This window comes from Streptomyces sp. NPDC046831 (assembly GCF_040645305.1).
Classification (GTDB): domain Bacteria; phylum Actinomycetota; class Actinomycetes; order Streptomycetales; family Streptomycetaceae; genus Streptomyces.
Window position 1 is genome coordinate 1 of sequence record NZ_JBEYXZ010000019.1, and the last position, 12,321, is coordinate 12,321.

11 protein-coding genes are annotated in these 12,321 nt (G+C 75.3%); 5 read left to right on the forward strand and 6 right to left on the reverse strand.

Annotated features, from left to right (window positions below; translation table 11 throughout):
- Positions 1–374: 374 nt before the first annotated feature.
- The gene (locus tag ABZ920_RS17825; RefSeq protein WP_361505219.1) at positions 375–923 is read right to left on the reverse strand and encodes an ATP-binding protein; all 549 of its coding nucleotides are present in this window, start codon (positions 921–923) and stop codon (positions 375–377) included.
- Positions 924–1,170: 247 nt separating this feature from the next.
- Positions 1,171–1,548 carry an STAS domain-containing protein gene (locus ABZ920_RS17830; RefSeq protein ID WP_361505485.1) on the reverse strand — a complete coding sequence of 126 codons (378 nt, stop codon included), beginning with the start codon at positions 1,546–1,548 and terminating at the stop codon, positions 1,171–1,173.
- A gap of 237 nt (positions 1,549–1,785) precedes the next feature.
- Here ABZ920_RS17830 and ABZ920_RS17835 point away from each other — a divergent pair, with 237 nt between their 5' ends.
- Positions 1,786–2,721 (forward strand): RNA polymerase sigma factor SigF, encoded by a 936-nt coding sequence (locus tag ABZ920_RS17835; protein WP_361505222.1) that lies wholly within the window; start codon positions 1,786–1,788, stop codon positions 2,719–2,721.
- Positions 2,722–2,882: 161 nt separating this feature from the next.
- Here the strand turns inward: ABZ920_RS17835 and hutI are convergent, their stop codons facing one another.
- The 4 genes from hutI to hutU all read right to left on the reverse strand — a co-directional run bounded on the left by hutI (position 2,883) and on the right by hutU (position 8,539).
- Positions 2,883–4,082 (reverse strand): imidazolonepropionase, encoded by a 1,200-nt coding sequence (gene hutI, locus ABZ920_RS17840; protein WP_361505225.1) that lies wholly within the window; start codon positions 4,080–4,082, stop codon positions 2,883–2,885.
- A 208-nt stretch (positions 4,083–4,290) separates the two neighbouring features.
- Positions 4,291–5,646, reverse strand: a complete 1,356-nt coding sequence (locus ABZ920_RS17845; RefSeq protein WP_361505488.1) for a formimidoylglutamate deiminase — start codon at positions 5,644–5,646, stop codon at positions 4,291–4,293.
- Positions 5,647–5,660: 14 nt separating this feature from the next.
- Complete coding sequence (locus tag ABZ920_RS17850; RefSeq protein WP_361505227.1) at positions 5,661–6,878, reverse strand: allantoate amidohydrolase; 1,218 nt, start codon at positions 6,876–6,878, stop codon at positions 5,661–5,663.
- The gene (gene hutU / locus ABZ920_RS17855; RefSeq protein ID WP_361505230.1) at positions 6,875–8,539 is read right to left on the reverse strand and encodes a urocanate hydratase; all 1,665 of its coding nucleotides are present in this window, start codon (positions 8,537–8,539) and stop codon (positions 6,875–6,877) included. Before hutU ends, ABZ920_RS17850 begins: the two co-directional genes overlap by 4 nt.
- A gap of 469 nt (positions 8,540–9,008) precedes the next feature.
- Between hutU and ABZ920_RS17860 the strand changes: the two genes are divergently transcribed.
- The 4 genes from ABZ920_RS17860 to ABZ920_RS17875 all read left to right on the forward strand — a co-directional run bounded on the left by ABZ920_RS17860 (position 9,009) and on the right by ABZ920_RS17875 (position 12,315).
- Positions 9,009–10,343 (forward strand): diaminopimelate decarboxylase, encoded by a 1,335-nt coding sequence (locus ABZ920_RS17860; protein ID WP_361505491.1) that lies wholly within the window; start codon positions 9,009–9,011, stop codon positions 10,341–10,343.
- A 169-nt stretch (positions 10,344–10,512) separates the two neighbouring features.
- Positions 10,513–10,905 carry a hypothetical protein gene (locus ABZ920_RS17865; RefSeq protein ID WP_361505232.1) on the forward strand — a complete coding sequence of 131 codons (393 nt, stop codon included), beginning with the start codon at positions 10,513–10,515 and terminating at the stop codon, positions 10,903–10,905.
- A complete protein-coding gene (locus tag ABZ920_RS17870) occupies positions 10,902–11,783 on the forward strand; it encodes a transcriptional regulator (RefSeq protein WP_361505234.1) in 882 nt (293 codons plus the stop codon). Before ABZ920_RS17865 ends, ABZ920_RS17870 begins: the two co-directional genes overlap by 4 nt.
- Positions 11,784–11,817: 34 nt before the next feature.
- The gene (locus ABZ920_RS17875) at positions 11,818–12,315 is read left to right on the forward strand and encodes a roadblock/LC7 domain-containing protein (protein WP_361505237.1); all 498 of its coding nucleotides are present in this window, start codon (positions 11,818–11,820) and stop codon (positions 12,313–12,315) included.
- Positions 12,316–12,321 lie beyond the last annotated feature (6 nt).

Here is a 12,321-nt window from a genome sequence, read left to right on the forward strand (position 1 = left end):
AAGCTGGCCCGGCAGATCCTCACCAGCACCGACGCGAGGACCGCGCTGATATGCAACGCGCAGAGCGCCGCCGGGCAGTGGTTCACCCAGTCCGACGGCGGCGTACGTGGAGGGGGCGGGCGCGGGTTGCACCGCGCGGGCTGGGCGTAGTGCGGGCTGGGCGCTGCGCTGGGGCGCGGCTTCCCGGGCCGCCCGTCTGTGAGGCACCGGCCGGACTGGGCCGGGGCCGGACGGCCGGGGCGCATCGCGGCCGCCTGCCCTGACCGGCGGCCCGCCTCCCCCGGCCGGCGACCGGGCCGCTCCCGGACATGCGTACGCCCGCCGTGCTGCCGGCGGGCGCAGGGCGGGCGACGGGAGACGGGCGCGGCGGGTCCCTAAGCGGGCGCTCCCAGCTCCGCCCAGACCTTCTTGCCGACGACGCCCGGGGCGCGGACGACCCCCCAGTCCAGGCAGAGCCGCTCGACGATGAACATGCCGTGGCCGCCGGGGCGTCCGGCGCGGTGCGGCGTGCGCGGGGCGGGCTGGCCGGCGCCGCGGTCGGACACCTCCACCCGGATCACCTTGTTGTCGCAGGTGATCTCCAGCTGGTCCGGTCCCTCGGCGTGCAGGCAGGCGTTGGTGACCAGCTCGGAGACGACCAGAAGGACGTCCTCGGCGGCGGCCCGCTGGTCGCCGCTCGCGGCGGGCAGCCAGCCCCACGCGTACAGCGCCTGGCGGGTGAAGTCGCGGGCCAGCGGCACCACGCCGCTCTCCCCGACGAAGCTGAGCCTGCGGACCTGACGACCCCCCGACGACACCGCCGGCGCGGTGGCGGCGCCGCCGGCGGACGCACCGGCCGCCGCCACGCCCCCCTCGGACGCCCCGGAAGCGCCGCCGGGCTCCGGGCCGCGATCGCCCGGCGAGTAGGGCCGGGTGGTGCTCATCAGCGCTTCACCTCACCGATTCACCGTTTCAGTTCAGAAGTCACTACACAGGTGGACAGTCACTACGCCGTACACACGCCCGTGGTCTGCCCCGGCTCCCGTCGGCGGGCGACCGACTCGCTCAGGATGACTCCTGCCCGACCGATCCGGTGGAACACCCCCGTTTTGGGCACGATCGGAGTGACCTCCGGAACGCGCCGGTCGCAGGGGGGCAGGAGAGACACGCCGGCGGCCTGACGGCGGAGGCTCAGTCGGCCTCGTCGGCCAGGGCGTCCTCGAGCGTGTCGTGCACGGCGAACACGGCGTCCGCACCTGTGATCTCGAACACGCGCGCCACCACCGGCTGCATTCCCGCCAGGTGGACACCCCCTCCGGCGGCCTCGGCCTTCAACCGTGCGCCGAGGAGCACGTTGAGGCCGGTGGAGTCGCAGAACTCCAGACGTGAGCAGTCCACGACCAGCCGCTTGCGGCCCTTGTCGAGGCATTCCTCAAGAGGCTCGCGCAGCAGGTCGGCCGTGTGGTGGTCCAGCTCACCCGCCGGAGTCACGACGGCACTGGAGCCTTCCTGACGCACCTCAACCAGAAGCCGGCCCGACTGCGCGCTGCCGACCGTCCCGCGGTCCATGCCGTTTCTCTCTCCCGGGGTCTTGGCTGCACTGACGCCCTCGAACACTACGCCCTCTCTCCACACTTCGACACCCGAACAACCACACACAATCGGACATAACCCCACAGAACGCACTTGCGGCGGCCTCGGGGAAGCGGGTAGGCCTAGAGGGAAACGTACTCGAACACGGCCGGCTTTGGAGGCGCCGCACACCGTAGTGCACGCACTGGCTTCGGCAGCCATATGCCGAGAACGATGGAGGACATCATGTCACCCCGGCTCGACGCAGCGCATACCCAGAAGGCGTCGTCGGCATCCCCCCTCGACCACCTCGAGTCCCTCGTGCCCGCCCCCGCGGGCGCCGAGCGGGCCGATCCGGCCGCCGCACTCGCCGGGCTTCCGGACATCCCCCCGTACGCCGAAGTGGCCCCTGACGACGCCAGGGCCCTGTCCCGGACCCTCTTCGAGCGGCTGGAGTCCCTCGAGGAAGGCACGCACGAACACGCGTACGTCCGTGCGACGCTCGTCGAACTGAACCTCGCCCTCGTCAAGTTCGCCGCCTCCCGCTTCCGCTCCCGCAGCGAGCCGATGGAGGACATCGTCCAGGTCGGCACCATCGGCCTGATCAAGGCGATCGACCGCTTCGAGATGTCCCGCGGCGTGGAGTTCCCCACGTTCGCGATGCCCACCATCATCGGCGAGATCAAGCGCTTCTTCCGCGACACCTCGTGGTCGGTGCGGGTCCCGCGCCGCCTGCAGGAGCTGCGGCTGGACCTGGCCAAGGCCGGCGACGAGCTGGCCCAGCAGCTCGACCGCGCCCCGACGGTCGCGGAGCTCGCCGAGCGCCTGGGCATCACCGCCGACGAGGTCGTCGAGGGCATGGCGGCCTCGAACGCGTACAGCGCGTCGTCGCTGGACGCCCAGCCCGAGGAGGACGACTCCGAGGGCGCGCTCGCCGACCGCATCGGGTACGAGGACCACGGCATCGAGGGCATCGAGTACATCGAGTCGCTGAAGCCGCTGATCGCCGAGCTGCCCTCGCGGGACCGGAAGATCCTCTCCCTGCGGTTCGTGGCCAACATGACCCAGTCGGAGATCGGCGAGGAGCTGGGCATCTCGCAGATGCACGTCTCGCGCCTGCTGTCCCGGACGCTCGTGAAGCTGCGCAAGGGGCTGACCCTGGACGAGTGACGCCGTTCGCCGGCCGTGTCCCGACGGCGGCCCCCTTCGGTGCCGGGCTCCCGGCGCGGGAAGGGGGCCGCCGTCCTGTGCGCGGCCGTGACCGGCCGGCCCGCACGCCGGGTCCGCACGTCCGGTCCGCGCCGCGGACCCTCCCGCCGCGAGGAACCGCCTCAGCGGACCCTCTCGCCGCGCCGCCACACCGACGTCACCAGGGGCACTCCGGGGCGGTAGGCGAGGTGGACGTGGCTCGGCGCGTCCAGCACGGCCAGGTCGGCGCGGGCGCCCGGGACGAGACGGCCGACGTCGTCGCGGCGCAGGGCCGCGGCGCCGCCCGCCGTCGCCGACCACACGGCCTCGTCCGGGGTCATGCCCATGTCGCGGACGGCCAGGGCGATGCAGAAGGGCACCGACGAGGTGAAGGACGAGCCCGGGTTGCAGTCGGTGGACAGGGCGACCGTCACACCGGCGTCCAGCAGGCGGCGCGCGTCCGGCCACCGGGCGCGGGTGGAGAACTCGGCGCCCGGCAGCAGGGTGGCCACCGTGCGGCTGCCCGCGAGGGCGTCCACGTCCGCGTCCGTCAGGTGGGTGCAGTGGTCGGCGCTGGCCGCGTCGGCCTCGACGGCGAGCTGCACACCGGGTCCGTACGAGAGCTGGTTGGCGTGGACGCGCGGGTGCAGGCCCCTCGCCCGGCCCGCGGCGAGGATCGCGCGGGCCTGGTCGCCGTCGAAGGCGCCCTCCTCGCAGAAGACGTCGATCCAGCGGGCGTGCGGCGCGCAGGCGTCGAGCATCTCGCCGGTGACGAGGCGGACGTAGCCGTCCGGGTCCTCGGCGTGCTCCGGGGGGACGACGTGGGCGCCCAGGTAGGTGACCTCGTCGGTGTGCCGGGCCGCGACGCGCAGGGCGCGGGCCTCGTCCTCGACGGTCAGGCCGTAGCCGGACTTCGTCTCGAAGGTGGTCGTGCCCTGGCGCAGCGCCTCGGTGAGGAGGCGGGTGAGGTTGGCCTCCAGTTCCGCGTCGGTCGCGGCGCGGGTGGCGGCGACCGTGGTGCGGATGCCGCCCGCGCTGTAGGGCCGGCCCGACATCCGGGCGTTGAACTCCTCGGTGCGGTCACCGGCGAAGACCAGGTGGGAGTGGGAGTCGACGAAGCCCGGGATCACCGCGCGGCCGCCGGCGTCCACCCGCTGGTCGGCGGCGGGTGCCTTCCCGGCCTCGCCGGTCCATGCGACGCGGTCGCCGTCGATGACGACGGCCGCGTCCCGGATCAGGCCGAGCGGGGACTCGCCCCGGCCGAGGGAGGGGTCGTTGGTGACCAGCGTGGCGATGTTGGTGATGACGGTGCTCGTGCCGTTGCTGCCGGTCGTGCTGCTCATGGCGTCCTCGGGGGCGTGGGCGTGCGGGCGGACTGCGGGGGATGCGGTGCCGGGGGGTGGCCGCGTCGGTGGCCTCGGTCGCCGCGGAGGTGCCGGCCGTCCGGCGGGCCCGGGCCGGCCGAGCGGCCCGGGGCTCCTCCCCGAAGCAGCGCTTCCCCGGCTCGGGCACTGCGCGGGGGCCGGCCGGTCGGCCGCGGGCCGGGCCGGATCAGCCGCGCAGGGCGTCGACGGCTTCCGCCAACGCCCGTGGCGCGTCGGCGACGAGGGTGTGCGCGCCGTCGCGGACGATGTGCCGCCCCGCCACGACCGTGTGCCGGACGTCGGCGGCCGTCGCCGCGAAGACGGCCGTCTCGGCGCCCAGCCTGGGCAGGGTCCCCGCCGTCCTGACCGAGTCCAGCGCGATCGTGGTGAAGTCGGCGAGCGCCCCGGCCTCCAGGGTGCCCGCCTCCTCCCAGCCGAGGGCCGCGTGCCCGTCGGCGGTGGCGGCCCGCAGCAGGGCGGCGGCCGTCCAGTGGCCGCGGGTCCGGCTGCGCAGCCGCTCGTCGAGCTCCATGGCGCGCGCCTCCTCCAGCAGGTCGACGACGGCGTGGCTGTCGGAGCCGAGGCACAGCGGGGAGCCGGCCCGCTGCAGGGCCGGGGCGGGGCCGATGCCGTCGGCCAGGTCCCGTTCGGTGGTGGGGCACATGCAGGTGCCGGTGCCGGAGTCGCCCAGCAGGGCGATGTCCTCGTCGGTGAGGTGGGTGTTGTGCACGCCGGTGGTGCGCGGCCCGAGGACCCCGTGGTCGGCGAGGAGCCGTGCCGGGCTGCACCCGTGGGCGCGCAGACAGGCGTCGTTCTCCGCCGTCTGCTCCGACAGGTGCACATGGAGCGGCGCCCGCCGCTCCTCGGCCCACCGCGCCACCGTGGCGAGCTGCCCCGCGGGCACGGCGCGCACGGAGTGGACGGCGGCGCCGATCCGCGCGTGCCCGCGTGCGGTGAGGAGCGAGGCGCGTTCGGCCCAGGCCTCGGCGGTGCCGTCGGAGAAGCGGAGCTGGTGGGTGCCGGGCGGCTGCCCGAAGCCGGCGGAGAGGTAGCAGGTGTCGAGGAGGGTGATCCGGATGCCGGCCTCGGCGGCGGCCTCGATCAGGGCCTCCCCCATGGCGTTCGGGTCGGCGTAGCGGCGGCCGCCGGGGGCGTGGTGCACGTAGTGGAACTCGCCGACCGCCGTGATGCCGGCCAGCGCCATCTCGGCGTACACGGCGCGGGCGAGCGCGTGGTAGCGCTCGGGGGTGAGCCGGGCGGCCGCGGCGTACATGACCTCGCGCCACGTCCAGAAGGTGCCGGAGCCGACCTGGACGGTGCCGCGCAGGGCCCGGTGGAAGGCATGGCTGTGGGCGTTGGCCAGCCCGGGCAGGGTGAGTCCGCGCAGCACCTCGGCGCCGGCGGGCGGAGCGGCGACGTCCGTGCGGACGGCCGTGATGCGCCCCTCGTGCACGTCGAGTGCCACGCCCGGCTCGATGGGCGTTCCCCCTGCGCGGACGCCGTCGAGTCCTTCGGGGAGGGTGCCGAGCCAGGCGTGCTCCAGCCAGTACGTCCGCGTCACCTGCAGGCCAGTCCTTCCAGTACGTCGGCGAGGGCGCGCACCCCGGCCACGCAGTCGTCCTCGGCGGCGAACTCGGCCGGGGAGTGCGAGACACCGGTGGGGTTGCGCACGAACAGCATGGCGGTCGGCACGTGCGCGGAGAGGATTCCGGCGTCGTGTCCGGCGCCCGTGCCGAGGACGGGCACCGCCGCGGCCGTGCCGTGACCCAGGACGCGGGCGACCTCGTCGCGCAGGGCGTGGTCGAACTCGACGACGGGGGTGAAGGACTCCCGTACGACGTCGAGGTCGACGCCGTGGGCGGCGGCGTGCTCGCGGGCGGCCTTCTCTATGCCGGTGACCACGGTGTCGAGGGTGTCGTGGTCGGCGGCGCGGGAGTCGAGCCAGCCGCGCACCACGGAGGGGATCGCGTTGACGCCGTTCGGCTCCACGGCGATCTTGCCGAAGGTGGCGACGGCGCCGGCGAGTTCGGCCTCGCGGCGGGCGGCGAGCACGGTCTCGGCGTACGGCGGCATCGGGTCGCGGCGGTCGCCGAGCCGGGTGGTGCCGGCGTGGTTGGCCTCGCCCCGGAAGTCGAAGCGCCAGCGCCCGTGCGGCCAGATGGCGCTCGCGACGCCCACCGCGTCCCCGGTGAGGTCCAGGGCGCGGCCCTGCTCGACGTGCAGTTCGACGAACGCGCCGATGCGGGCGAGCCGTTCCGGGTCCGGCCCGATGGCCTCGGGGTCGTACCCGGCGGCCTCCATGGCCCGCGGCAGCGTGATCCCGTCGCCGTCGGTGAGCCGGTGCGCCTGCTCTACGGTGAGCCGGCCGGCGGTCAGCCGCGACCCGACGCAGGCGAGCCCGAACCGGGCGCCCTCCTCGTCGCCGAAGTTGACGACGGCGAGGGGCCTGGTGGGCCGCGCTCCCCTGGCCCGCAGTTCGTCCAGGGCCGCGAACGCGGACACCACGCCGAGCGGTCCGTCGAAGGCCCCGCCGTCGGGGACGGAGTCGAGGTGCGACCCGGTGACGACGGCGTCCCCCTGCGCCGGATCACCGAGCCAGGCCCACTGGTTGCCGTTGCGGTCGGTCTCGTGGGCCAGTCCGCGCGCCTCGGCCTGGGCCCGGAACCAGGCCCGGCACTCGGCGTCGGCCGCGGTCCAGGCGTAGCGGCGGTAGCCGCCGGTGGCGGAGCTGCGGCCGACGGGCAGCAGCTCCGCCCACATGCTGTGGAAGGTCACGCCCGGTCACCTTCACGCATCGGCACCCGCACACCGCGCTCCCGCGCCACCGTCTCGGCGGTGTCGTACCCGGCGTCGACGTGGCGGATGACGCCCATCCCGGGGTCGTTGGTCAGCACGCGGCGGATCTTCTCCCCGGCGAGCGGGGTGCCGTCGGCGACCGTGACCTGTCCGGCGTGCAGGGAGCGGCCCATGCCGACGCCGCCGCCGTGGTGGACGGACACCCAGGACGCGCCGGAGGCGACGTTGACCATGGCGTTCAGCAGCGGCCAGTCGGCGATCGCGTCGGAGCCGTCGAGCATGGCCTCGGTCTCGCGGTACGGGGAGGCGACGGAGCCGCAGTCCAGGTGGTCGCGGCCGATGACGACCGGCGCGCGGAGCTCGCCCGCGGCGACCATGTCGTTGAAGCGCTCGCCGGCCCTGTCGCGTTCGCCGTAGCCGAGCCAGCAGATGCGCGCGGGCAGGCCCTGGAAGTGGACCCGCTCGCCGGCCATCCTGATCCAGCGGGCCAGCGACTCGTTCTCCGGGAAGAGGTCGAGGATCGCCCGGTCCGTCCTCGCGATGTCGGCCGGGTCGCCGGACAGGGCGGCCCAGCGGAAGGGGCCCTTGCCCTCGCAGAAGAGCGGGCGGATGTAGGCGGGGACGAAGCCGGGGAAGGCGAACGCCCGGTCGTACCCGGCGAGCCGGGCCTCGCCGCGGATGGAGTTGCCGTAGTCGAAGACCTCGGCGCCGGCGTCCATGAAGCCGACCATCGCCTCGACGTGCCGGGCCATGGACTCGCGCGCCCGGGTGGTGAACCCGGCCGGGTCCTTGGCGGCGGCCTCGGCCATGTCCTCGAAGCCGACACCGAGCGGCAGGTAGGACAGCGGGTCGTGGGCGGAGGTCTGGTCGGTGACGATGTCGATCGGGGCGCCCATGGCGAGCAGCTGGGGCAGGACTTCGGCGGCGTTGCCGAGGACGCCGACGGACAGCGGCCGGCGCTGGTCGCGGGCCTCGACGGCCAGCTGGAGGGCGTGCTCCAGGGAGTCGGCCCGCACGTCCAGGTAGCGGTGCTCGATCCGGCGCTCGATGGCGCGCGGGTCGCAGTCGACGCAGAGGGCCACGCCGTCGTTCATGGTGACGGCGAGCGGCTGGGCGCCGCCCATGCCGCCCAGGCCGGCGGTCAGGGTGATCGTGCCGGCGAGCGTGCCGCCGAACCTCTTCGCGGCGACGGCGGCGAAGGTCTCGTAGGTGCCCTGGAGGATGCCCTGGGTGCCGATGTAGATCCAGGACCCGGCGGTCATCTGGCCGTACATGGTCAGGCCGAGGGCCTCCAGGCGCCGGAACTCCTCCCAGGTGGCCCAGTCGCCGACGAGGTTGGAGTTGGCGATGAGCACGCGCGGCGCCCACTCGTGGGTCTGCATGACGCCGACGGGGCGGCCGGACTGGACCAGCATCGTCTCGTCCTGCTTCAGCGTCCGCAGGGTGCGGACCATGGCGTCGAAGGAGCGCCAGTCCCGGGCCGCCCTGCCGGTGCCGCCGTAGACGACGAGCTTGTCGGGATGCTCCGCGACCTCGGGGTCGAGGTTGTTCTGCAGCATCCGCAGGGCGGCCTCCTGCTGCCACCCCAGGGCGCTCAGGTCCGTGCCGCGGGGTGCCCGGACGGGGCGGGGTCCTGACATGGTCTGCCTCCTGGCGGATTGCTGGCGGTGGCTGCGCCGCCGCATTGTTGCGGCCGTTATTCATATCCTCGTCATCTGAATAGAACCAGTCAACACGTTGGTCCGCCGCCGCGGGCGCGGCCCGGGTGTTTGGCTGGAAACCGGGCCGCCGGCGGCGACCGGCCGGGCGGCGTCCCGGGCAGTGACCACGACAGGCAGGGCAACGGCGCACGAGCGGACGGGTGGACCAGTGGACGAGGCGGAGGGCGCACGGGTGAGCGGAGCCGGCAGCGAGCGGACGAACCGGACGGACGGCACGGGGGCGAACGCGGTGAACGGAGCGGCGGGGGCCGCCGGCGCGGGAGGGGGCGCGGCGCACCACGCGCCGCACCGCGCGACGGACCCGGCGGCGGACCGCCCGGAGGGCCGGGCCGCCGGCGCGCCGCCGGGCGAGGCGGACCGGGCACGGGCCGTCCGGCGGGACGCGGCGGTGCGGGCCGCCGTGGAGCAGGGGCTGCTCGGCCCCCGCACGCCGATCGTCGGCCTCCTGGACGTCACCGGCATCAGGGAGTCGGCGGCGGCGCTGCGGGCGGCGTTCGGCGAAGTGGTGGCCCCGGGGACGCCGGTGCTGCACGCCTTCGCGGTGAAGGCGACCCCGCTGGTGCCGGTCCTGCGGCTGCTGCACGAGGAGGGCGTCGGCGCCGAGGTGGCGAGCCCCGGCGAGCTGGCGCTGGCGCGGGCGGCCGGGATCCCGCCGGCCCGCGTCGTCCTGGACTCGCCCGCGAAGACCCCGGCCGAGCTGCGCGAGGCACTGGCGCTGGGGATCGCCGTGAACGCGGACAACCCGCAGGAGCTGGAGCGCATCGACGCCCTGCTCGCCCACGACCCGGGTCCGGCCGCGGGCGGCCCCCTCTCCCCCGTCGGCATCCGGGTGAACCCGCAGCTCGGTGGGGGCTCGATCGGGGCGCTGTCGACCGCGACGGCGACCTCGAAGTTCGGGGTGGCGCTGCGCGACGAGGGGGCTCGCGCCTGGGTGGTGCGCGCCTTCCTGGACCGTCCGTGGCTGACCCGGCTGCACGCGCACACCGGTTCGCAGGGCATCCCGCTGTCCCTGATGACGCGCGGCGTGGCCGAGACGTACGCGCTGGCCGAGGAGATCAACGAGCGGGCCGGACGGCGGCAGATCGACACCCTCGACATCGGCGGCGGGCTGCCGGTGAACTTCTCCTCCGAGACGACGGACCCGACGTTCGCCCGGTACGCCCGGGCGCTGCGCGAGGCGGTCCCCGGGCTGTTCGACGGGCGGTACGGGCTGGTGACCGAGTTCGGACGGTCGCTGCTGGCCCGGCACGGCACGGTGGTGGCGCGGGTCGAGTACGCCAAGAGCGCCGGCGGGCGCCCCGTCGCGGTCACGCACGCGGGCGTCCAGGTCGCGACGCGGACGGTGTACGCGCCGGGCTCCTGGCCGCTGCGCATCGCCGCCTACGACGCGCAGGGGCGGCCCAAGCGGGGGCCCGAGGTCGTGCAGAACGTGGCCGGGCCGGCCTGCTTCGCGGGCGATCTGCTGGCCGAGGGCCGCGCGCTGCCGCTGCTGGAACAGGGCGACTACGCGGCGGCGCTGGACACCGGCGCCTACTATTTCGCGCACCACTACGCCTACAACTCGCTGGCCCGGCCGGGCGTCCACGGCTTCGTCCGGGACGGCTCGGGCGGCGTCACGTTCGCCACCGTGCGCGAGGCGCAGACCCCGGCGGAGATCGTCGCCGAGGCGGGCGGCGAGCACGCGCGGGCGCTGGCCGGCCTGGCCGTACGCGCCCGCCCGTGACGCGGCCGGGCGAACGCGCCGTCCGGCGCTCCCGCCCGGGGCACAGCCGACCCACACTAGCCGCCCCGTCGCATGTTCCACCGGAAAATGCCAGAAGCCTCACCCCTCCCGCCTACGGTGCGTAGCGTCTGGGTCACTCAACCGAACCGCAGGCGGGAGGGGAGCCACGGTGCCCGGAATCGACGAGTGCTTGCTCGAAGCGATGCGCCTGCCCGGTGCCCGGGGTGTCGCGCTGGTCGACTGGACCAGCGGGCTGGCCCTGGGCACCGTCGGGGAGTCCCCGGGCGGTGACCACGAGGCCAGCGCGGCGGAGGCCGCCGAGCTGGCCCGGATGGCCGCCGAGCACGGCGCCTTCGCACCGGCCGGTGAGGCCGGCGCCGACGACCCCCCGCTCGAGGACCTGATCATCAGCAACCGCGACAGCTACCACCTGCTGCGGTTCGTGCGGACCACCTTCGACAGCAGCGTCTTCCTGCACCTGTGGCTGACCCGCGCGGAGGGCAACCTCGCGCTGGCCCGCATCCGCCTCGGCGAGATGGCCGGACGGCTGGTGCTGGGATGACCATGGTGAAGGAGACTCCCCCGCCGCTGCCGGTACGGAACCGGACCGCGGCCGGTGAACGGCCCCGGGACGGTGTCTCGCCGATGCTGACCCGGCTCGCCGCCGAACGCGCCAGCGGCGTCCTGGTCCGCGAGCGCGGCACGCTCCACCTCGCCGAGGGGGAGGTCGTGCACGCCGAGAGCCCGTGCGCCCCGGACCTCGGTGTCCTCCTGGCGGCCCACGGCACCCTCGACGCGGAGACCTGGCAGGAGGCGGTGGCCCGCGCCGACGAACGACGCCCGGTGGGCCGCCTGCTCGTGGCCGCCGGCCACCTGACCGAGGCCGAGCTGGAGCTGTGCCACCTGGGGGCGCTGTACGACGCGGCGTACTTCGCGCTGGCGCCGAGCAGCACGCCGGGCCGCTTCCGCTACGGCACGGCGCACCGGCCCGGCACGGCACGCCCGGTGCCGGTCGCCGCCCTGGAGCAGGCCGCCCTCCGCGGCCGGGAGGTGCTGCACCGCGTCCTGCCCGACGCCCGGACGGACAGCGCGCCCCTGATCCGTGCCGACCCCGCCGGGACGCCGTCCCTCACCCACCGGCAGCGGGCGGTCCTGGAGCGGGTCGACGGGGTGCGCACGGCCACGGACATCGCGCGCGACCTGGGCCGGCGGGCGTTCCCCGTGCTGGTGGACGTGCGGCGGCTGGCGGCGGCCGGACTGGTGCTGCCGGCGCCGGCGCCCGGACCGCCCGTGCCGGGACCGGCGCCCGGACCGCCCGCGCCCGGGCCGCCACCGGATCCCGGCGACGCGACGGTCGTCCCCGGCGACCCGCTGCCGTACGTCACCGATCCCCACATCACCTTGCTGAAGAGGCTCAGGGATGCGTTGGAGGCCCTTTGAGCGGCAACGACCGCAGGCCGGAAGGAGCGACCTGATGGCAGCCGAGGCAGACGTCCTCGACGAGCTCCGCCGGCTGCGCGCCCGCGTCCCCGGCCTCACCGGGGCCCTCGCGGCCACCGTCGACGGGCTGGTCGTGGCGCACGACACCCCCGGGCTGGAACCGGAGACCGTGGCCGCGCTCACCGCGACCGCCCTCGGCGTCGCCCTCAGGACGACCGACCTCACCGGCCGGGGCGGCTTCCGCGAGCTGCTCGTCCGCGGCACGAACGGCTACGTCGCGACGTACGCGGCGGGCCGCACCGCCGTGCTGACCCTGTTCGCCCAGGACCGGGTCAACGTCGGCCGCCTGCACCTGGAGGGACGCAGGGCGGGCGCCCGCGTCGGCGAGCTCGTCGACGCCGGGGCCACGCTCGCCCCACCCGCCACCGGGGGGTCCCCGCCACCGGCGGCCGGGCCCGCCCCGATCCGCACCAGAACCACGCGCGCGCCACGCGGCACCACCGCCGACGCGCGCACCGCAACCGACATCTGAGAGAAA

Coding starts and splice junctions, on each gene's coding strand:
- ABZ920_RS17825 (WP_361505219.1), bottom strand. CDS start 923: ATGAGCACCACCCGGCCCTACTCGCCGGGCGATCGCGGCCCGGAGCCC.
- ABZ920_RS17830 (WP_361505485.1), bottom strand. CDS start 1,548: ATGGACCGCGGGACGGTCGGCAGCGCGCAGTCGGGCCGGCTTCTGGTT.
- ABZ920_RS17835 (WP_361505222.1), top strand. CDS start 1,786: ATGGAGGACATCATGTCACCCCGGCTCGACGCAGCGCATACCCAGAAG.
- hutI (WP_361505225.1), bottom strand. CDS start 4,082: ATGAGCAGCACGACCGGCAGCAACGGCACGAGCACCGTCATCACCAAC.
- hutU (WP_361505230.1), bottom strand. CDS start 8,539: ATGTCAGGACCCCGCCCCGTCCGGGCACCCCGCGGCACGGACCTGAGC.
- ABZ920_RS17870 (WP_361505234.1), top strand. CDS start 10,902: ATGACCATGGTGAAGGAGACTCCCCCGCCGCTGCCGGTACGGAACCGG.
- ABZ920_RS17875 (WP_361505237.1), top strand. CDS start 11,818: ATGGCAGCCGAGGCAGACGTCCTCGACGAGCTCCGCCGGCTGCGCGCC.